Source organism: Ureibacillus manganicus DSM 26584 (genome assembly GCF_000772945.1).
In the GTDB taxonomy this organism is placed as follows: Bacteria; Bacillota; Bacilli; order Bacillales_A; family Planococcaceae; genus Ureibacillus; species Ureibacillus manganicus.
Window position 1 is genome coordinate 113,336 of the sequence record NZ_JPVN01000011.1, and the last position, 19,318, is coordinate 132,653.

Consider the following 19,318-nt stretch of genomic DNA (forward strand, 5'->3'; position numbering starts at 1 on the left):
TTTAGAACTTTTAAGAACTATTAACTATTTGACTTTTTTCTTCATCCATTTAAACAAAGCATCACTAACTAATAGTGAATACTTTGTAATCCACACATCGACCTCTTTAGGTGTCACGATTAATCTTTCTGGATTAGAGTTTAACACTTCTTGAAAAAGTTGTAGTCGATCGTTTGATGACCATGTAGACCATTCTCCAAAGATTGGTTTGATTACATTCATATCGAGTCTAGCATCTGTGTCTGGTGTCCAGGATGAAACAGATAATTTGCTAGAAGGTTTCCCTTTTTCCTGAACTCTAGCAGCTATGGATCGAAATACCTTTTCGACTGCATCAGCGATAATTACAGTAGCATCGACAACTGTAGGAATCCCAATTGCTGTTACTGGAACCCCAAATACCTCTTTCGATACTTCCGCACGTTGATTTCCAACCCCTGATCCTGGATGGATACCAGTGTCTGTAATTTGTATTGTTTTACATAAACGCTCTGATCCACGGGTTGCTAATGCATCAATCACTAAAACTAATGCAGGATTAATTTTTTGAACTAATGCATGGATAAAATCACTTGTTTCGAATCCAGTTTGTCCAGTTACCCCAGGTGCGTACATTATAAAATGATCACTTGGATTTTCCGTATTTTCAGCTTGCATCGCATCTATTGCAAATGGACCTACCGCATCGGGAGTGATTGTTTTATTTCCTAGTCCAATGACAAGTACTTTACTATCTTTATCAAGCACAACATCTTTGTGAATTTCATCTAAATATTTTACAAATGATTTTTCTAGTTGTTCAAACCCATTTTCATCATCTACGTATAACGTTGGAACAGAAAGAGTGATGTAGGTACCTTCTTTTTTACCAATTTCTTCTTGCCCTTTTTTATCTACCGTTACTTTTGTTACTTTGACCCGATTTTCCTTAAATTCCTCAATGACGACACCACTGGTATCTTCTAGTTTTTCTTTCTGCTTTTTGGTGCGGTGTTCAACAACTTCCGCAGCCTCGTCAATTAGGTCGGTTCTACTCCAATTAACTTCTATTTCTGCCATCAATATCACCTCAAATTATATGTTGGTCAAACTGTCAAGTAAATATTCTTTGCATTTATCTATTGCAATTAATCTATTCCTTTGGTAGAATGATTTTTGTTGTATTGACAATCGAAACTAGTGAGAAGTTATCATCTCAGGTCCTATCTTAGGAGGTGAAATCTATGCCAAATATTAAATCTGCAATCAAACGTGTTTTAGTTGCTGAAAAAGCAAACGCTGCAAACTCTCAAGCAAAATCTGCTATGCGTACTACAGTGAAAAAAGCTGAACAAGCTTTAGCAACTGGTGCTGAAAATGCACAAGAACTAGTAGTAGCAGCACACAAAGCTCTTGATAAAGCGGCTTCTAAAGGCCTTATTCATAAAAACGCGGCTAGTCGTAAAAAGTCTCGTTTAGCTAAAAAAGCTAACTAATTTTGCCTTTATTAAAAAAACCATCCTTAATAGTAGGATGGTTTTTTTTATTGTTATAATGCTTTTAGTAAAAACATTTCTAAAAATCTTTCTCTATTTCCACTCACACTCTTTAACATTAAATCAATTTCGGATAATTTATTTAATGCTTTTAATAATCTTTCTTCACTTGGTCGATTTTTTTGTTCAAGCATTAATTTTACACGATATGGATGAACTTTTAACTGTTTTGCAATTTGTGTTGGATGATAACCTTTTTTCTGCAAATAATAAACATTGTTCATTGTCCTTAAATTAGATGCAAGCAAACCTACGAGCATAATTGGTTCTTCTTTTTGTCTTAATAGATCATGATAAATCTGTATAGCCTCTGCAACGTTTTGTGCTAGATAAGCATTTAACATTTTGAAGGCATCATGTTCTAATGTTTTTGCGACCATATCCTCAACTAATTGGATGGTTATGGTAGAATCTTCTCCAAGGTATAAGGAGAGCTTCTCTATTTCTTTTTGTAGCTGTAGCATATTAACGCCAACCATTTCGATTAATTTGTCGATGGCATCATTATTAATAGTTTTCCCATAATTTTTTACAGCACTTAACACCCATACATTTAAGTCATTTTCCTTTAAAGGCTCAGCAGCTAACATAATACTATGTTGTTTCATTTGTTTTGTAATTTTTTTACGCTCGTCTAGTTTTTCATAAGGAGCAACGAAAATAGTTACGGCAAAATCGGATGGATTCTTTAACCAATTTTCAAGACGCACTAAATCATGATCTATCTTTTCTTTCCCTTTTTCTGAAGCCTTTAAAAATGATGCATTTTTTGCAATAACTAATTTTCTATCTGAGAAGAATGGAAATGTGTCAGCTTCGTCAATTACAAAATCAACAGGTGACTCCTCTAAATCAAAGGTCATTATTTCTAATTCCTCATTCATTGTTAGAGCTTTTTTTAGTCTGTTAATTGTTTCATCGATAAAATAAGTTTCTTCCCCAACTATACAGTACACAGGAGCAATGTTCCCATTCTTTATATCATTCCATACTTTTGTAAACATCGAAATAGCCCCCAATAAAAATTCTCCTTATAAGTATACACGTTTTTTCATATACTTTTATAGTGTATGTATAAACTGTGACATACTTAAAGAACTTTAATGGTAGAATTTATATGAAATCATATAGATTTTTACTATTTATTAACTTATAATGAAGTTTGAGTAGGAGGGATAGTATGGCACATAATACAGAAAACTTTGTTACACATAACCCTTTTGAAGGCGATAACGGAGCTATGCAAGGCAACCAAGTAATCCCTGCCGGCGTAGGTTTTGTTGTATCATTCGTCTTCTTTGCACTTATGTTTACAATTGCGACAATTATTGCTGCAGTATAACTGAAAAAAGCTTTGCCTTTGTATGGCAAAGCTTTTTTCTATTCTAATCGCTTGAGTTACTAGTAAATACTACAATACCTTCCTTGTTTACACTTATTTCGATTGTCCCATCTTCTGCAGTGTTTAATGTTTTAAGATTGTATAATTGAAATCGTTCAACTACCTCTTTTGAAGGATGCCCATACCGATTATTCTTTCCTGTGCTAAAAATCGTAATTTGGGGTAATAATTTTTGAACAAAAACCTCACTACTCGATGTTTTACTACCATGATGACCAGCTTTCAGAACAGTTATATTTTTAAGCTGTGGGTAATGTCTTACTAATTGTTCTTCTCCAGCAGCTTCTAAATCACCAGTAAACAACGCTTGAAACCCGCCATTCGTCACATATAAAACGAGTGAATCATTATTCCCTTCATAATTCGTATCGGTCGGCCAGAGATATTGAAAACTAAATTGATTTACTATCCATGAGTACCCCGCCATTTGCTCTATAATAGGTATTCCTCTAAGATTAGCCTCCAAGATTAATTCAGCCATTACATCTTTATTATATGAATTTGGAGAAATATGAATTTCACTAACTTCTATTTCTTTCAGGATTTCTTCTGCACCTTCAACATGATCACTATCTGCATGGGTAATTATTAACTTATCAATTCGATGAATACCTTTTCCTTTTAAATAAGGGACAACTACTTGCCTTCCTACTTCATAAGGTTCTTTAGTTTTTTTCCATTCCTCTTGTTCGAACCGCAACAATCCACCAGTATCAATTAAATATATTTCTTCTCTATTAGGTAACTCCACTAAAATACAATCTCCTTGACCAACTGAAACAAATGATATTTTCATTTGATTATTCCAGTTATTATGAATTTGCAAGAGTAGAATCGGGACGAATAGAACTAGACAATACTTCCAAAGCTTTGCACCTTTATCCATTATATAAAACGCACAAAACACACTGATATAAGCCATAACGATTAACACAAGAGATGGTTTACCTGGAATCCACATCTGATGAGGTATTGTTTGAACCCACAAAATAAATTGACTCAACGATTCCCTCAATGGTTCATAGATAATAAATAATATATTTACAATCTGTCCTGGTAAAAAAGAAACAATTAGCAATACAATATTAATCGGTAAAATAATAAATGAAAACAGTGGCACAAAAACAATGTTAGCTATTAACGAGGACAGACTTAACTCATAAAAATGATAGAGTAAAAGAGGATATACAATTAACTGACAAACAAATGTAATTAAAAATGATTGAACAAGCCATGATTTAAAACGATTTAATAGATTTGAAGAATAAATTAAACTAACTGTTGCTAAATATGATAGTTGAAACCCTACCTGATAGATTGACCAAGGTTCCAAGAATACAAAGAAGATAAAGCTAATGGCTAAAGCATCATCCATCGACAATTTTTTAAACTTTTGCGTTAATAATATAAATTCCACAACTAATACAGCTCGCCATACAGAGGGGGCTCCACCAGCCAAAACACCATAGATTGGTAACACAACGATTAATAGAATTGTAGCAAGCTCTCGCCTTACCCCCGTTCGTAGTAACCCTTGAAACACGATTAGCGAAACAATGGCGATATGCAATCCAGAAATGGCAAAGAGATGAGTAATTCCTAATTTTTGATATGCTCTCGTCATTTCAGAGTCTACATTCTCTTGAAATCCAATGAGTAAACTTTGGGTTTCAGCTATTAAAGAACTTGGAAACGTATTTTCGATATGTTGTATTAAATAGTATCTTTGGTAACTAATCTTTTGAGAAATGCTAGAAGTTGCTCTAAGGTATACCCAATCTGAAATTTCAAGGATTCCTAATGATCCCTTACTTTTTAAGTAACTTTTCATATTAAATCCATACTGATGAGCGGGAGGTTCAGGCTCTTTAAACACACCCATTACTTCAAATTTCATCCCTACTAAAGGGATCGATTCAAACCGGGTTTTCTCATCTTCGTTCTTAAATTCATACGTAACATAAACATTACGACCTCCACTATCCTTCATAAATCCGCGCAATTTTGCACCATTAATCTTATATTCATCTGTCCAAGTTAATGTTGCAGGTAACTCCAACGGTTGATGGAGTTTACTAATTTCATAGGAAAAATATAAAAAAGACAATAATCCAACAAGGATGACACTTGTGCAGTACAGAAAACTGAACCGTTTATATAAACAAAACACCAAAACAATTAATAACAATAAAAAAAGCCCTGTCGATTCATGAGCTGCAATCGTTGCAGCTAAAACCGACAAGGCGTAAAAAATCCATTTATGCATTAATGAGTTTACCAAATAATTCATTCACCTTCTCTTCAAAAGGGGCAATTTCTTCCTTAGAAGCTCCTAAATTTCGAAGCTTGTTTAACATTTCTAAGCTTAAATCCAATTTTTCATCTTTTAAGAAATCAATTTTTGCTTCATCAAAGGGCACATGGACAACATTTACATTTGCTTTTTCAAATAATTCTAATGCATATGGGTTATTTTTATAACTTTTAGCATAATATACATTTTTAATGCCCGATTGAATAATCGATTTTGTACATGGTAAACAAGGAAAATGAGTGACATAAAGGTCTGCACCGTTTGTTGGCGTACCGTATTTCGCACATTGTAACAATGCATTCACTTCTGCATGCACTGTACGAACACAATGGTTATCTATTACGTAGCATCCTTGTTCAGTGCAATGCTCGTCCCCTGATATCGACCCATTATAGCCTCCAGCTATAATTCTCTTTTCCCGAACTATTGTTGCTCCTACAGATAGTCTAGTACATGTGCTTCTTAAGGCTAATAAATGACTTTGGGCCATGAAAAATTGATCCCACGTAATACGCTCCATATGACTACCTCCATATTATATCTTATTGTTAGTTTAGACCTAATTTACTTGAGATGCAATGGGGGATCTTTTTCATTGTTTAATAGTTATAAATTCTTTTAATTTTTCAAAGGTCTTATCACCAATACCTGAAACTTTCTTTAAATCTTCAATTGATTGAAAACGACCATTCTCATCCCTATAGGTTATAATTGCTTGCGCTTTAGAAGGGCCAATACCAGGTAGAGTTAACAAATCAGATTCATTTGCTAGATTGATGTTTATTAAATTCGAGGCTGTAAAAGTAGTAGGTACGGTAATAAATGTGTCGGTTTGCTCATCGTTGAGTGAGTCCCCTGTTTTAGGGATATAAATGACCATTTCATCCTGTAACCTTTGGGCATGGTTGATTCCCTTTGAATCAGCATCATCTGTATACCCACCAGCGAGTTCTATTACATCAATAACTCTTTTATCTGAAGTTAATTCGTAAACACCAGGGTATTTAACTTCACCTTTAATATCGACGATTACGTTATGAAAACTAATTTCTTCATTGTCAAAAGGTAGTTGTTCATTCGTATTTAATTGTTCATTTTCAAGAGGGATAATTGTAATTGGCTCAAGAAATTCTTCACTTGAGTGATTTTGTTGAAGGAATATAACAAGGATAGCTGTACATAGTATGCCTGGGGATTAGCACACTAAATCCATACTTTTTTAAAAAATTCTGGAACAATATTAACACCTACTTTCCAGAAGGTAAATCATATGGAGATAACTCTATATTACAAAATTTACCTTCTGCTAACAAGAGGTTTCTAGAAGATTTTGAGATTATTTTATTGCTCTAATAAATATTCTCTCACTATTAAAACTTGGTGGTAGTTCAGTAAAGTCAGCGGTGATCTCTACTTTTGAAAACCCAGATTGATATAGCCATTCCTTGTAATACTCTACTGGGAATGTCCGTTGATAATGTTCTTCATCAAAACGGTCAAACTTGTTGGATTGTTCATCCTTTACAAAGAATGTCATTTGATGATAAACAGAGTATTCTTCTTCGCCTTCTTCTGTATGCCATACATACAAAATATTCCCATCATCATAGGTAAATGGGCTTTGCATAAATATCTCATTCACTTTATATAAAGAATGGACGTCAAAAAACAATTGACCTCCATTTCGCAAAGCATTGTATGTGCGATTGAATGTTTCCTTAACGGATTGTCCATCTTCAAGATAATTTATTGAATCAATTGGAATTGTAATCACATCGTAGTCTTGAAAACCTTCAATCTCATCCATTGACATTTGGTAGAAAGGAATCGGTAATGCTTCCTTAAGTGCTCGTTCATTGGCAATTGCTAGCATTTCTTCTGAAAGATCTATTCCACTCACATTATATCCTTCTTTAAAGAAATTTAATGTGAGTGTTCCAGTTCCACAGCCAACATCCAAAAGTAAAGGAAAATGTTCACTAGGTGCAAACCTTTTCACCCATTGAACATATTCTTTATATGGAACATCTTGCATCAGTAAATCATATACTTCTGCAAATTTTACATAGTTGCTCATAGTTCTAAAGTCGGTGCATCCAATTGTGGTGCATCGCCCCATAAACGTTCTAAATTGTAAAATACACGCTCGTCTTTATGGAACACATGCACAACAACATCACCTAAATCCACTAGAACCCAACGTGCCGAATCAAAACCTTCCACTCTCTTTACGTCAAATCCGTGTTCATATGCCTTTTCTTGAACTTCTCTAGCAATCGCTTGTATTTGTCGATCTGAATTCGCATGGCAAATGATAAAATAATCTGCTAGTAATGAAATGTTTTGCATGTTTAACACGACAATATCTTCCGCACGTTTGTCATCGATGGCTTTATAAGCAACTTGTAATAAAGTTTCTGTCATTCTTCCACTTTTCCTCTCTTCTTTACATTTTAATTATTAAAACGTTCAATTTTTTGAAAACCTAATCGTTATCGATTAAATCGTTATAACATTCAATTGAAACGGGATAGATTTTTTGTTTTGTTTTTACTAAAAACTTAATGGAGTGTCGTATGCAAGCACGCATTGCTTTATCCAAATCTTTTTCTGATTTTCTACGTAGTTTTTCAACCCCATCAAATTTACGATTTGGCTCAATCATATCTGCGATAAAAATGATTTTTTCTAATCTAGACATTCCTGCTCTGCCTGTTGTATGAAAACGGATTGAGTTTAGTATATCTTCATTACTAATATAAAATTCATGTTCTGCAATCCATGCTCCAACTGGACCGTGTAAAATTTCTGGCCCCCAACTCACAAGTCTTTCGTCAAGGCCATTGTCCTTTACAATTTCAATCATCCATTGTTCGTCCGCGTATTTGGCAATATCATGTAAAATCGCAGCGGTTTCTGCCGATTTCACATCTTCCCCAAAATTTTGAGCTAATTGAATAGCCGTTTCCATAACGCCAATGGTATGAATATATCTTTTTTCAGGCATACGTGATTTAATAGCTTCTAAATATTCAGCCCGTTCCATAAAGACCTTCCTTTCGAATATATGCTTCAACACCTTCAGGAAGTAAAAATTTTAATGTCCCACCAGTTGCAAGTCTATGTCGAATCAATGTTGATGATAGGTCTATTTCAGGTGCTTCAATCATTTGTACCGTATAGTTTGAATTTGAAGAAGTTGAACCAGGACGTTTAAATCCAACAAATTTAACTAGTTTTACTAACTCATCAATGTTATACCACGTTTCTAGCGTGTCAATCATGTCTCCACCTATGATAAAGTAAAATTGAACATCTGGTTCACGTTCACACAATTCTACCATCGTATCATAAGTGTATGATACACCACCACGTTCAATTTCAATTTTTTCTATCTTGAAATAAGGATATGGTTTAATCATCATCTCTAACATTTGAATTCGATTGAATGTGGTGGCATCTTCTCTATGTTGTTTATGAGGTGCAATTGCATTTGGCATAAAACGGACTTCATCAAGTTTTAGTGCATGAAAAGCTTCATTAGCACATATAAGATGGCCGATGTGTGGGGGATTAAATGTTCCCCCTAAAATGCCAACCCTTTTCATTAACCAACACCTTACTTTTTATCTACTCTTGGTAAATTTATTTTTTTATTATTTTTTGATTCTTTATAAAGTACAACTGTTAGTCCAATCAATTGAACTAGCTCAGAGTTTGTACCTTCAGCAAGTGCTACTGCAACTTCATCTTTTTCGTCTGCACAATTATCGAGTATACGTACTTTTAATAACTCACGTGCTTCTAGCGCATCGCTAATTTGAAGAAGCATTTGCTCATTCACGCCACCTTTACCAACTTGGAAGATGGGAGTTAAATGATGTGCTTCTGCTCTTAAATATCTTTTTTGTTTTCCTGTTAACATAAATTCTAGCGTCCTCCTAAGACTTTCGGAACAAATTTTACTCCTACTTTACGTTTTCTGTTAGTTTTTCAATCATTGCTTTTGTATTTGGGTAGTGTCCTAACCAATGTTCGTAGGCAATTGCTCCTTGATGCACAAACATTCCAATACCAGTAACAATCGTTGCCCCAATATTAGATGCATGCTGTAAAAATGGAGTCATTAATGGATTATACACAATATCAGCAGCAATTGCTTCTGTTGACATATCGTCGATTGAGAATGGTAAGTCTGTATCTCCATAAATCATTCCTGCAGATGTGGTTTGAATTAGTATTTTGTACTGATTTAATGTTTCACTTGCTTCATCATTTGAAATAGCTTTACCAATGCCTAATGCATCAACTAAATCATGAGCTTTTGAAACCGTTCGATTCGACACAGTTATATTTTCATAACCTTGATTTTTTAGTGCAAATGCAATTCCTCTTGCAGCACCACCTGCACCGATTATTAAAACAGACTGATCCCGATGTTCTTCACCAATTACTTCTTCTAATGAACGAACAAATCCATCGCCATCTGTATTATACCCTTTTAATTTACCATTCTGTAATCGTACAACTGTATTTACAGCACCCATAAGTCGCGCTGTTTCATCGATTTCATCTAAATACTGGATAATCGATTGTTTATGTGGAATTGTTACACAAAATCCACTTACACCTAACAACTTTAGTGAATCAACAGCCTTTTCCAATTCTTCTTTCTTCACCTGTATGGGGATAAAAGCTGCATCAATCCCATCGTTTTCATACCAACTAGTATGCATTTCTGGAGATTTCGACTGAGCAATTGGATCTCCAATTACGGCAAACCATTTCTTCATTTCCCATAAACCTCTTCTCTTTAAATGTCATGCTTTTAAAAATGAAGTTAAATCAATGAAGGACGAATAAACACCTCTACACCTTTTGGGGCATGAACAGCAACAACTACATTCGGGTGTTGTACTGTAATCCAACCCAATCCAGAAATAACGACATCCGTTTTTCCTTCCTTAATTGAAAATTCATGGCGAACAAGTTCAGGTAATTTTTCAATATGTTTTGAAGTTGGAGGGGCTAATAATTCACCTTTATGTTCTTCGTATAATTGGTCTGCTTTTTCAAGTTTCGTACGATGAATAGGTAAGTCATTTGCCACATGAACAGTAAAGGCAGATCTTTCCCCTTTAATGAAATCAAATCTAGCCAAAGCACCAATAAACAAGGTTTGTCCTGGGTTTTGCTGATACACTTTCGGCTTTATTTCTTTTTTTGGTGTAATATATTTTAATTCACTCGCATCAATATGGTGGGCCATTTGATGATGATTAATAATTCCAGGCGTATCAAAAAGTGATGCACCGTCATCTAATGGGATTTCTATCATATCTAGCGTTGTGCCAGGGAAATGTGATGTCGTAATAACATTACCTTCACCTGTTGCTTGTTTAATAATACGATTAATAAATGTTGATTTTCCAACATTTGTACTACCTACTACGTAAACGTTTTTCTTTTTTCTATATTGTTCGATAGCTTGTACAACTTCTGCTATCCCAGTCCCTTTATGAGCGCTTACTAACAACACATCAATCGGCTGTAATCCTAGACTTTTTGCTTCCCTCTTAATCCAGTTAATGACTTTACTTGGTTTAACTGATTTAGGAAGTAAATCTACTTTGTTTGCAACTAACAACACTGGATTGTTTCCTACAAAACGATGAAGTCCAGGAAGCCAGCTGCCATTGAAATCGAAAATATCGACAATTTTCACAATCAGACCTTCTTGTTCACCAAGGCCGTTTAGAATTCGCAAAAAGTCATCGGAAGTTAATGTAACAGGTTGAATTTCGTTGTAGTTTTTTAAACGGAAACATCGTTGGCAAATAACTGTTTCCTTATCGATTGAGGAAGGTGGTGTATATCCTACTTCATTTTTATTTTCTGTTTGAATTACTGCACCACAACCAATGCAATGTAGCACTTCTGTCATTCTTTTTCCTCCCAAGTTTTAATACCTCTACGTTTTAATGAGTTAAATACACGTCGTTCAACAAAACGATTAAATTTCGTCACCATACCATCGGATTCAGCCACAGGTCGAACTAAGATGGTATATAATTTTAAACGATTCGCACCCATAATATCAGTTAGTAATTGGTCTCCTACCATTACTACTTCTTTACGATCTAGTTTAATTTGCTTTAATGCAGCTAAATAAGCAGCACCTAATGGCTTTCTTGCCTTGAAGATAAATGGAATGCCTAGAGGTTCTGCAAATCGTTTAACACGTTCTTCATTATTGTTAGATGCGATAATTACTTTAATTCCTGCATCTTCCATTTCTTTAAGCCAATGCGCAATCTCTTCAGTTGCATCATGTCGATCCCATTCAATTAATGTATTATCTAGGTCAGTAATAATACCTTTAATCCCTAATTTCTTCAATTTTTCTGCTGTTATTTCATAAACAGAAGTAACAAACTCTTTTGGTAATAAAAAATTATACAACGATAATACCCCTCAAATCTTTTATCTTTTATTAAACAACAGAATGATCCTTTTTAGCAATTTAGGTCCACCTGTTTGTCAAAGTCCGCGCTTATATACAGACTAAAAATTGCCACATCCTGTGGGCTAAACCACAACCAGCACTTGAAACGACTGGTTGAACGTTCACTTTATTTTTAGATTATATCATAAGAGAATAGGTTGTCCTATCGTCACCCTGTCATTTCTTGCATATAATAGGCAATACAACAGAAATTGACATGAAATTCAATTTTCTATTGTATAATATTTTTCTTCTCTTTTCATAAAGTATTTTCATTTTCACCCAGTAAAAATCATATAATGTCGAAAAAGGTAGAAAGGATGACTTTCCTTGGGCGGAATCTTTGCTTCACTTATGCAGCTTTGGTTAGATATTCCTTCTTTCCTTGGATATCTTAAGGGTCAGGCTTTTCATAAGCCTTTTACTAAAGAAGAAGAGGCAAAGGCAATCGAACGTTTTATGGCTGGTGATGAACAAGCTCGACTTGATTTAATCGAGCGAAACATGAGACTCGTCGCGCACGTTGTAAAGAAATTCCATCCTGCACACGAGCAATTAGATGATTATATTTCAATTGGTACGATTGGATTAATGAAAGCAGTAAGCAGTTACACACCTGATAAAAAAACGCGCCTTGCAACATACGCAGCAAGGTGTATTGAAAATGAAATTTTAATGCATCTTCGGGCACAGAAAAAAGTACAAAAAGACGTTTCATTGTTTGAACCTATCGGAGTGGATAAAGAAGGTCAATCTTTGCAAATCCGTGACCTACTTCAAATGGATGAACAACCCGCTATAGATGTCATTGAGCAAAAAGAGAGCTTTGAACAACTTTATGAATATTTAAACACACTTGAATCTAGGGAGCTTGAGATCATTGTCTTTAGATATGGGCTTAATAATAATGATCCACTAACACAAAAAGAAATAGCAAAAAAACTAAAGATCTCAAGAAGTTACGTTTCTAGAATAGAAAAACGAGCACTAGTTAAGTTATACCAACAATTTAAACACAACCAAATACAACAAGAAAAAGAAAAAGAGAAAAATGATGTCCAATAAAAATGGCTCATTTAAGACGAAATGTCTTAAATGAGCCGTTTTAGCGGATACTAAAATGTTGTTTCCTCAGTTGTACCGAAATAAGCAACAATACCAATTACTGCAGTAATAATTACTGAACCAGCCATGATAAATAACATTTATGCTTCCCCTCCTCAGGACTATTTGATATTAATATCGTAACATCTGCAACTATATATTACTGTTAAATTTTTCACATAGTCAAGTTGAATTAAGAAAACTCTTGAATTATGAAAATTTTTTTCAAGACAATTTCGACAAATATTCTAATTATAATTTAGATATAGTTTTTAGGACAATTTCAGTAGAATGTTTTGCGGCAACAGGTAAAAACTCATCAAAACTAATATTCGATTCTTTTCCAGCAATATCAGACAATGCACGAATAACAACAAACGGCTTTCCAAATTGATGACATACTTGTGCTACTGCTGCAGCTTCCATTTCGACTGCCTTCATAGTAGGAAAATGCTCTCTAACCATCTCCACTCTTTTCGGATCATTCATAAAGGAATCCCCTGAACAAATAAGTCCTAGAGCATATTGATGTTCGCCTATTTCTGAAACAGCTTCTTTTGCTACATTCATCAAATGTTCGTCCGCTTTGAATGCAGCAGGCATTTGTGGGACTTGCCCAATTTCATAATTAAATATTGTTACGTCAACATCGTGATGACGTACCTCGTCGGATATAACTACTGCACCTACCTCTAAAGTAGGATCATATCCACCTGCAGAACCTGTATTAATGACAACATCCGGCTTAAATTCATATAACAATACCGTTGTACCCATTGCAGCATTCACTTTACCAATACCACTTTTTAAAAGTACCACTTCTTTACCATTATATGTACCAGTTGTAAATTCACTATTAGCAATAGTTTTTACTTCCGTATCACTTAATTCATTTCTTAATAATTCTACTTCTTCTTCCATTGCTCCGATAACTGCAATTTTCATATAATGTCCTCCATGATGTAATGATATTAAAAGGTTAATAACTAAAAATTAATCAAAATCGCATTGGTGGACTAGCACCTCTTGCGCTGCTTTTATTGCAAATTGAGATTAACAGAATACTGTTATGCACCTTCTAATTCATTCAATATTTCCACTTTTACTGGTTTCCAGCCTTGATTTGGCATCCATTCAATACTTATTCGATATTTTGACTGTAAATCTTTAGAAGATACAACAGCGATTGAGGTTTCACTACTACCATTATTATTAATACGCCAATAAATAATGTTGTCTTTTTCTAAGCCCACAGCATTTTGGAATGTTAATTTTTTCTCTTCATAATCGATATGACCATCCTGGTAAGTTGATACATGCTCGCCAGTTTGGGTTGTAGGTGTCACTTGCCAATTTGGATCAATGATAACTTGGTCTACTAATGGATCGTCAGAATCTTGTACAATTAATGACTCAGCATTCGTAGGAACTTGGTTTTGTGACTCATTTCCATCTTCATTTGCAACTTGATCGGATGAGCTGTTTTCTTCACTATTATCCTTAGTTGTACTTGAATTAGCGGAAGAATTCCCTGCTGATTCCCCGTTACCTGTACTATTAGTATCCGTTTCACCAGAATTCGAATCATTATGTTGCTGTTGTTCTTTATTTTCTGCATCTTTGTTAGAAGTTTGAGTTGAATCTACTTCGTTTGTTACATCTGTTTTTTCTTCATTATTTGAGAAAACAAAATATAAGTTAATAATGATTAATACCGCTACAACTGCAATGAGTACGTTTAGTAGGCGATCTAATTTTTTTCGACCTTGAGTTCTATTTGATCTTTTTTTACTTTCAGTCCGAGTTAAAAAATCACGATCTCGATTTGACATCGATAGTCCCCCTTCATGTTACATCATTATCATTTTAACAGTACTGTATTTAAAAAGCTTAATTGTAATCAAATTTTAACGTCAATTTAGTATTTTAAATATTTTAAAATTGGAATTGAAAAAGTCGACAAACTAACTAGTAATGTTGTCGACTTTTTTTCATTTATCATCTTAACTGCTGGCAATAGGTTGCCAACAATATTGTTTACTTAGCTGTACTAATTGAAACAATTCGTACTTCCATATCTCCACCAGGTGTTGTTAACTTAACAACATCTTCTACTTTGCGTCCTAATAACGCTCTAGCAATTGGAGAATCGTTAGAGATTTTACCTTCAAATGGATCTGCTTCAGCAGAACCTACGATAGTATATTCTTCTTCCTCACCATCTGGAAGTTCAACAAATTTCACAGTTTTACCCAATGTAACAATATCGCTTTCGCCTTCAGTTTCTTCGATGATAATTGCATTACGAAGCATAGATTCAATAGTTGAAATACGTCCTTCAACAAATCCTTGTTCTTCTTTTGCTGAATCATACTCAGAGTTTTCAGATAGGTCACCGAAGCTACGTGCGATTTTTATACGTTCTACTACTTCTTTACGTTTTACCGTAATAAGATTTTCTAATTCTTCCTCAAGTTTTTGTTTACCTGCTAAAGTCATTGGGTATTGTTTTTCGTTTACCAAAATACTTCACTCCTTAATTCCTCACATTAAATACACCAGTTCTAGCTAAGCGTTTTCATTTTTCTACAATTACGCGTGCATAGTATAAAACCCGGTTATTGAAATAAGCATATGAAAGGAAAACTTCATCTAGAATGTTTTTTTCAATATGCTTATCCAAGAACCGAATTTCAATTTGGAATATTGTTATGTTGCATTTATTATACTTTGTAAATTACATGTAAATAATACCAATACTTTACTCATCATATTATAGAATGGTCGTAGTTTCAAGAATAGTTTTAATTTTTGTAACCAATAGATCGATTGCTACTTCATTCTCCCCGCCCTCTGGAATAATTAGATCAGCATATCTTTTCGTTGGTTCGATGAATGAATTATGCATTGGACGGACAGCGCTCATATATTGCTCAATCACTGAATCGATCGTTCTCCCACGTTCTTTAATATCTCTCTCAATGCGTCTAATAATACGTATATCTGCATCCGTATCAACAAAAATCTTAATATCCATCAAGTTACGTAAACGTTCGTCTTCTAAAACTAGTATACCTTCTAGTATAATGACGTCTTTTGGTTCAACATGAATGATTTCACTAGAACGTGTATGTTGAACATAATCATATACAGGCTTATCGATTGGTTCATGATTTAACAAATGATGTATATGTTCAATTAATAAATCGTTATCAAAAGCTAATGGATGATCATAGTTTGTATTTAAACGTTCTGAAAAAGACATATGACTTTGGTCTTTATAGTAGTAATCTTGTTCAATGACTACAACAGAATGCTGGCGGAATACATCATAGATAGAGTTCGTCACACTCGTCTTACCAGAGCATGATCCTCCTGCAATCCCTATTACTAAAGGGCGCTTTTTTACCATTATTTGTTCTCCTTTCGCATCATGTTGTTTTTAAACAACGAGCGATCTACTTTAAATGTAACGATTTGTAGCGGATGATTTGCTACTTCAATTTCTTCACCTTTATCGTTCCAAATTTGACCAACTTCCATTTTAAAGCTTTCAATTTCTGGACCGAAAAATTCGATAGTGTCACCTTGTTTAAAGTAGTTTCGTTGTTGTAATGTGACCATTTGTGTTTCTTCGTTATAATCTAAAACTAGACCTGCAAAATCCCATTTCATTTTTGATGGTGCAAATCCAAACATTTGTTGTTTATAGCTTGGTTCACCTTCAAAAAAGCTAGATGCTGCTGCACGGTTTGCACAACGATCGAGTTCTTCTAGCCATTCTTTTTTTATTGTAAAGTTTTCAGGATCTGCACAGTATGCATCAATTACTTTTCGATATACAGAAATAACAGTCGCAATATAGTGGATAGATTTCATACGTCCTTCAACTTTTAATGAGTCAATGCCAAGCTCAATCATATGTGGAATTGATTCGATGAGTTTTAAGTCTTTTGGACTCATAGCAAATGGTGCGTCTCCTTCTTCGAATAACGCAACTTCTTCGCCATCCACGTTCTCATATAAATCGTAGTCCCACCTACAAGATTGACAGCAACCTCCGCGGTTTGAATCACGTGCAGTCATGTGATTTGAAAGTACACAACGACCAGAATAAGCAATACACATTGCTCCATGAACAAATGCTTCGATTTCGATATCTACTTCTTCTTTCATTTTGCGCATTTCTTCAGCCCCAACTTCACGAGCTAAAACCACTCGATGCAGTCCTTCTTGTTTCCAGTACTTCACTGCTTTCCAGTTTGATAAGGACTGTTGAGTAGAAAGGTGAATTTCTAATTTTGGAGCAACACGGCGGCATGTTTCAATGATTAAAGGGTCTGCAACAATAATTCCCTTTACTCCTACATCTTCGATTGCTTGTAAGTATTCTTCAAGACCAGACATATTTTCATTGTGCGCAAAAATATTAGTTGTCACATATACAACTGCACCATATTTTTGTGCAAATTCTACGCCTTCACGCATTTCCTCAATTGAGAAGTTACCTGCATTGGAGCGTAATCCAAATTCCTGACCGCCGATAAATACCGCATCCGCACCGTAATGTACGGCTACTTTTAACTTTTCTAAACTACCAGCTGGGGCAAGTAACTCAGGTTTTTTAGTAATTACAGTCTTTCCATTTACTGTTTCACGAATTTTATCATTTTGTATTAACTGTAGCATAGTTACGCTCCTTTCTTAGTAAACTGTTTCTTTGAAGACAAATCCTGTATCTAGAGGACGTAATGGTGGTTGAATTCCTTCAATTTTCTCAAGTAGATCATCTTTTAAGTCTTCATATGCATCTTCGCCTTGGTCAAAATATGCATCGATTGCCTGGCGATAAATATTTGTTACTGTTGTTATATATTCTTCCGTTTGAAGCACCCCGTCAAATTTCAATGTGTCAATGCCTGCTTCAAAAAGTTCCGTTAATTCATCAATTAAACACATATCATTTGGTGAAAAAATATGAGTTCCATTTAAATCTTCATAAATTGGATACTTATTTTTTCGCTCTTTATCGTGTAAAAACATATTTTTGTTTTCTTTGCGATTTTCAATTTCCATCGCTTCTCCACGATATAAGAAATAGTTACCTAATAATTTACGTTTCGATTGGAACATACAAGTCATTCCATGAACCTGAACTTCGATTTCTGATTTTGAATTTTCTTTAATTTCTACGATTTCATCTAAAGATAATTCACGGGCAAGAACAGCTCTTTTCGCTCCACGTTCAGCCCAATAATTAGCCTGGAACCAGTTTGTAGCTGTAGTTTCGGGATTCCAGTGTAATGGAATCGTAATTCCTAGCTCTCGTACAGCAACTAATACAGCAGGGTCTCCAAAAATTATTGCATCTACACCGATCTTTTGCATTTCTTTTAAATACACATCTAATGCATCTAAACGATCGTTATGGAAAAGAGCATTTACTGCTACATAAACTTTTTTGTTTGATGCATGTACCAATTCAGTTGCTTCTTTTACTTGTTGTACTGTAAATTCTCCTGCTAAACGCAATCCAAACTGTTGCTCACCAATAACAAACGCATCTGCCCCAGCAGATAGTAAAGCTTTTATATGATCTACTGATTTAGGGGTAACCAATAATTCTGGTTTTGACATTCCTTTCACCTCTTCAAACAAATTAATAAACCATCGCCAACAGGGAAAAACGAGCTCTCATACTCATCATGATTCATTATCCAGTCAGCAAAAGTTCTTAAATTACGAATCATAGTTCGTTTTCTTCTTGGTACATCTTCTAATTTCAAGTCAGATAAGCCGTGCATGTACATATTATCGATATACAAAACACCACCTGAAGGTACTAGTGGTGAATATTTTTCAAAAAAGCGCATGTATTGGCCTTTTGCGGCATCAATAAAAACAGCATCAAAAGTAGTGTTCGATGTAACATCCACTTCTAACGCGTCGCCTTCAATAACCGTAATTTGATTTGCAACTTCCGAACGTGATATAAAATCTCTTGCTAATTTTACGCGTTCAGCATCCCTTTCAATCGTTACAATAGTACTTCCAGGTAATGCAAGTGCCATTCGGATTGCTGAATAACCAATTGCTGTACCAATCTCTAATATAGTTTTTGGCTTTTGTATGCGGAGGATTTGATTTAGCACTTCTATTCCCGGCAGTTGCATAATCGGCACATGGTTTTCATTAGCGAAAGACTCCATTTCAACGAGCAAATCATTTCTTGGTTTAATAAAGGACTCTATATAAGCATTTGAAAACTCCATTTGGCTCAAGTTCCCTTCAGAAAGTTATTTGCACATAGCAAACTCGACCGCAAAGTGGTCGAGTTTGAATCTTCTTAGCAGAGAGTAACAGCTAAAAAAGTAAAAAAATAGTTGGTTTTTAAAAATAGTATATTTTAAAAAAATCACAATATATGATATCACGAAAAGAAAAGGAAAGCGAATATT

At 34.6% G+C, this 19,318-nt stretch carries 23 protein-coding genes and 1 pseudogene; 3 read left to right on the forward strand and 21 right to left on the reverse strand.

Translation table 11 applies throughout. The annotated features are described in order from the left end of the window. Positions 1-24 precede the first annotated feature (24 nt). Positions 25-1,059 carry a GPR endopeptidase gene (gene gpr / locus CD29_RS10565; protein WP_036186309.1) on the reverse strand — a complete coding sequence of 345 codons (1,035 nt, stop codon included), beginning with the start codon at positions 1,057-1,059 and terminating at the stop codon, positions 25-27. A gap of 164 nt (positions 1,060-1,223) precedes the next feature. Here gpr and rpsT point away from each other — a divergent pair, with 164 nt between their 5' ends. Continuing rightward, on the forward strand, positions 1,224-1,475 hold the full coding sequence (gene rpsT / locus CD29_RS10570; protein WP_036186311.1) for a 30S ribosomal protein S20: 252 nt from the start codon (positions 1,224-1,226) through the stop codon (positions 1,473-1,475). A gap of 53 nt (positions 1,476-1,528) precedes the next feature. Here the strand turns inward: rpsT and holA are convergent, their stop codons facing one another. Next, the gene (gene holA / locus CD29_RS10575; protein ID WP_036186411.1) at positions 1,529-2,539 is read right to left on the reverse strand and encodes a DNA polymerase III subunit delta; all 1,011 of its coding nucleotides are present in this window, start codon (positions 2,537-2,539) and stop codon (positions 1,529-1,531) included. A 176-nt stretch (positions 2,540-2,715) separates the two neighbouring features. Between holA and CD29_RS20005 the strand changes: the two genes are divergently transcribed. Beyond that, positions 2,716-2,877 (forward strand): YqzM family protein, encoded by a 162-nt coding sequence (locus CD29_RS20005; RefSeq protein WP_036186313.1) that lies wholly within the window; start codon positions 2,716-2,718, stop codon positions 2,875-2,877. Positions 2,878-2,920: 43 nt separating this feature from the next. Here CD29_RS20005 and CD29_RS10585 read toward each other — a convergent pair whose 3' ends face one another. The 12 genes and pseudogenes from CD29_RS10585 to CD29_RS10635 all read right to left on the reverse strand — a co-directional run bounded on the left by CD29_RS10585 (position 2,921) and on the right by CD29_RS10635 (position 11,713). After that, on the reverse strand, positions 2,921-5,203 hold the full coding sequence (locus CD29_RS10585; protein ID WP_036186413.1) for a DNA internalization-related competence protein ComEC/Rec2: 2,283 nt from the start codon (positions 5,201-5,203) through the stop codon (positions 2,921-2,923). After that, positions 5,196-5,771, reverse strand: coding sequence for a ComE operon protein 2 (locus tag CD29_RS10590; protein WP_036186315.1), 576 nt, complete (start codon positions 5,769-5,771; stop codon positions 5,196-5,198). Before CD29_RS10590 ends, CD29_RS10585 begins: the two co-directional genes overlap by 8 nt. A 72-nt stretch (positions 5,772-5,843) precedes the next feature. Beyond that, positions 5,844-6,131, reverse strand: a complete 288-nt coding sequence (locus tag CD29_RS20695; protein ID WP_235801820.1) for a ComEA family DNA-binding protein — start codon at positions 6,129-6,131, stop codon at positions 5,844-5,846. 45 nt (positions 6,132-6,176) lie between these two features. Continuing rightward, positions 6,177-6,437, reverse strand: a pseudogene (locus tag CD29_RS20875) (SLBB domain-containing protein); the annotation flags it as partial. A 150-nt stretch (positions 6,438-6,587) separates the two neighbouring features. After that, positions 6,588-7,328 (reverse strand): class I SAM-dependent DNA methyltransferase, encoded by a 741-nt coding sequence (locus tag CD29_RS10600; protein WP_036186321.1) that lies wholly within the window; start codon positions 7,326-7,328, stop codon positions 6,588-6,590. Continuing rightward, a complete protein-coding gene (gene rsfS, locus CD29_RS10605; protein ID WP_036186326.1) occupies positions 7,325-7,675 on the reverse strand; it encodes a ribosome silencing factor in 351 nt (116 codons plus the stop codon). The genes CD29_RS10600 and rsfS overlap by 4 nt, the downstream gene beginning before the upstream one ends. 61 nt (positions 7,676-7,736) lie before the next feature. Continuing rightward, positions 7,737-8,297, reverse strand: a complete 561-nt coding sequence (gene yqeK, locus CD29_RS10610; RefSeq protein ID WP_036186331.1) for a bis(5'-nucleosyl)-tetraphosphatase (symmetrical) YqeK — start codon at positions 8,295-8,297, stop codon at positions 7,737-7,739. Next, positions 8,284-8,859: a nicotinate-nucleotide adenylyltransferase gene (locus CD29_RS10615; protein WP_036186334.1), complete on the reverse strand. Its 576-nt coding sequence runs from the start codon at positions 8,857-8,859 to the stop codon at positions 8,284-8,286. The genes yqeK and CD29_RS10615 overlap by 14 nt, the downstream gene beginning before the upstream one ends. An 11-nt stretch (positions 8,860-8,870) precedes the next feature. Beyond that, on the reverse strand, positions 8,871-9,176 hold the full coding sequence (yhbY, locus tag CD29_RS10620; protein ID WP_036186336.1) for a ribosome assembly RNA-binding protein YhbY: 306 nt from the start codon (positions 9,174-9,176) through the stop codon (positions 8,871-8,873). 43 nt (positions 9,177-9,219) lie between these two features. Then, a complete protein-coding gene (aroE, locus tag CD29_RS10625; RefSeq protein WP_036186338.1) occupies positions 9,220-10,044 on the reverse strand; it encodes a shikimate dehydrogenase in 825 nt (274 codons plus the stop codon). A gap of 47 nt (positions 10,045-10,091) precedes the next feature. Then, positions 10,092-11,195, reverse strand: a complete 1,104-nt coding sequence (gene yqeH, locus CD29_RS10630) for a ribosome biogenesis GTPase YqeH (protein ID WP_036186341.1) — start codon at positions 11,193-11,195, stop codon at positions 10,092-10,094. Continuing rightward, positions 11,192-11,713 (reverse strand): YqeG family HAD IIIA-type phosphatase, encoded by a 522-nt coding sequence (locus CD29_RS10635; protein ID WP_036186344.1) that lies wholly within the window; start codon positions 11,711-11,713, stop codon positions 11,192-11,194. Before CD29_RS10635 ends, yqeH begins: the two co-directional genes overlap by 4 nt. A 373-nt stretch (positions 11,714-12,086) precedes the next feature. On the opposite strand from CD29_RS10635, the gene sigK reads away from it, so the two are divergent. After that, positions 12,087-12,821 (forward strand): RNA polymerase sporulation sigma factor SigK, encoded by a 735-nt coding sequence (gene sigK / locus CD29_RS10640; protein ID WP_197061755.1) that lies wholly within the window; start codon positions 12,087-12,089, stop codon positions 12,819-12,821. Between the two features lie 291 nt (positions 12,822-13,112). On the opposite strand, the gene mtnN is transcribed toward sigK, so the two are convergent. From mtnN to CD29_RS10675, 7 genes are all read right to left on the reverse strand, one after another. Then, positions 13,113-13,805: a 5'-methylthioadenosine/S-adenosylhomocysteine nucleosidase gene (gene mtnN / locus CD29_RS10645; protein WP_036186347.1), complete on the reverse strand. Its 693-nt coding sequence runs from the start codon at positions 13,803-13,805 to the stop codon at positions 13,113-13,115. Positions 13,806-13,927: 122 nt separating this feature from the next. Further along, entirely contained in the window at positions 13,928-14,692 is a 765-nt protein-coding gene (locus CD29_RS10650) for a YrrS family protein (RefSeq protein WP_036186349.1), read from the reverse strand. A 205-nt stretch (positions 14,693-14,897) separates the two neighbouring features. After that, positions 14,898-15,383, reverse strand: a complete 486-nt coding sequence (gene greA, locus CD29_RS10655) for a transcription elongation factor GreA (RefSeq protein ID WP_081976221.1) — start codon at positions 15,381-15,383, stop codon at positions 14,898-14,900. Positions 15,384-15,633: 250 nt separating this feature from the next. Beyond that, complete coding sequence (gene udk, locus CD29_RS10660) at positions 15,634-16,272, reverse strand: uridine kinase (RefSeq protein WP_036186352.1); 639 nt, start codon at positions 16,270-16,272, stop codon at positions 15,634-15,636. Continuing rightward, complete coding sequence (locus tag CD29_RS10665; protein ID WP_036186354.1) at positions 16,272-17,549, reverse strand: peptidase U32 family protein; 1,278 nt, start codon at positions 17,547-17,549, stop codon at positions 16,272-16,274. Before CD29_RS10665 ends, udk begins: the two co-directional genes overlap by 1 nt. 15 nt (positions 17,550-17,564) lie before the next feature. Beyond that, a complete protein-coding gene (locus CD29_RS10670; RefSeq protein ID WP_036186357.1) occupies positions 17,565-18,497 on the reverse strand; it encodes a peptidase U32 family protein in 933 nt (310 codons plus the stop codon). Positions 18,498-18,502: 5 nt separating this feature from the next. Then, positions 18,503-19,132, reverse strand: a complete 630-nt coding sequence (locus CD29_RS10675) for an O-methyltransferase (RefSeq protein ID WP_036186360.1) — start codon at positions 19,130-19,132, stop codon at positions 18,503-18,505. Between the last annotated feature and the right edge of the window lie 186 nt (positions 19,133-19,318).

Coding starts and splice junctions, on each gene's coding strand:
- yqeH (WP_036186341.1), bottom strand. CDS start 11,195: ATGACAGAAGTGCTACATTGCATTGGTTGTGGTGCAGTAATTCAAACA.
- yhbY (WP_036186336.1), bottom strand. CDS start 9,176: ATGTTAACAGGAAAACAAAAAAGATATTTAAGAGCAGAAGCACATCAT.
- rsfS (WP_036186326.1), bottom strand. CDS start 7,675: ATGACAGAAACTTTATTACAAGTTGCTTATAAAGCCATCGATGACAAA.
- mtnN (WP_036186347.1), bottom strand. CDS start 13,805: ATGAAAATTGCAGTTATCGGAGCAATGGAAGAAGAAGTAGAATTATTA.
- gpr (WP_036186309.1), bottom strand. CDS start 1,059: ATGGCAGAAATAGAAGTTAATTGGAGTAGAACCGACCTAATTGACGAG.
- CD29_RS10670 (WP_036186357.1), bottom strand. CDS start 18,497: ATGTCAAAACCAGAATTATTGGTTACCCCTAAATCAGTAGATCATATA.
- CD29_RS10675 (WP_036186360.1), bottom strand. CDS start 19,132: ATGGAGTTTTCAAATGCTTATATAGAGTCCTTTATTAAACCAAGAAAT.
- holA (WP_036186411.1), bottom strand. CDS start 2,539: ATGTTTACAAAAGTATGGAATGATATAAAGAATGGGAACATTGCTCCT.
- yqeK (WP_036186331.1), bottom strand. CDS start 8,297: ATGGAACGGGCTGAATATTTAGAAGCTATTAAATCACGTATGCCTGAA.
- CD29_RS10585 (WP_036186413.1), bottom strand. CDS start 5,203: ATGCATAAATGGATTTTTTACGCCTTGTCGGTTTTAGCTGCAACGATT.
- CD29_RS10615 (WP_036186334.1), bottom strand. CDS start 8,859: ATGAAAAGGGTTGGCATTTTAGGGGGAACATTTAATCCCCCACACATC.
- CD29_RS10590 (WP_036186315.1), bottom strand. CDS start 5,771: ATGGAGCGTATTACGTGGGATCAATTTTTCATGGCCCAAAGTCATTTA.
- CD29_RS10600 (WP_036186321.1), bottom strand. CDS start 7,328: ATGAGCAACTATGTAAAATTTGCAGAAGTATATGATTTACTGATGCAA.
- CD29_RS20695 (WP_235801820.1), bottom strand. CDS start 6,131: ATGGTCATTTATATCCCTAAAACAGGGGACTCACTCAACGATGAGCAA.
- CD29_RS10650 (WP_036186349.1), bottom strand. CDS start 14,692: ATGTCAAATCGAGATCGTGATTTTTTAACTCGGACTGAAAGTAAAAAA.
- CD29_RS10665 (WP_036186354.1), bottom strand. CDS start 17,549: ATGCTACAGTTAATACAAAATGATAAAATTCGTGAAACAGTAAATGGA.
- CD29_RS20005 (WP_036186313.1), top strand. CDS start 2,716: ATGGCACATAATACAGAAAACTTTGTTACACATAACCCTTTTGAAGGC.
- aroE (WP_036186338.1), bottom strand. CDS start 10,044: ATGAAGAAATGGTTTGCCGTAATTGGAGATCCAATTGCTCAGTCGAAA.
- rpsT (WP_036186311.1), top strand. CDS start 1,224: ATGCCAAATATTAAATCTGCAATCAAACGTGTTTTAGTTGCTGAAAAA.
- udk (WP_036186352.1), bottom strand. CDS start 16,272: ATGGTAAAAAAGCGCCCTTTAGTAATAGGGATTGCAGGAGGATCATGC.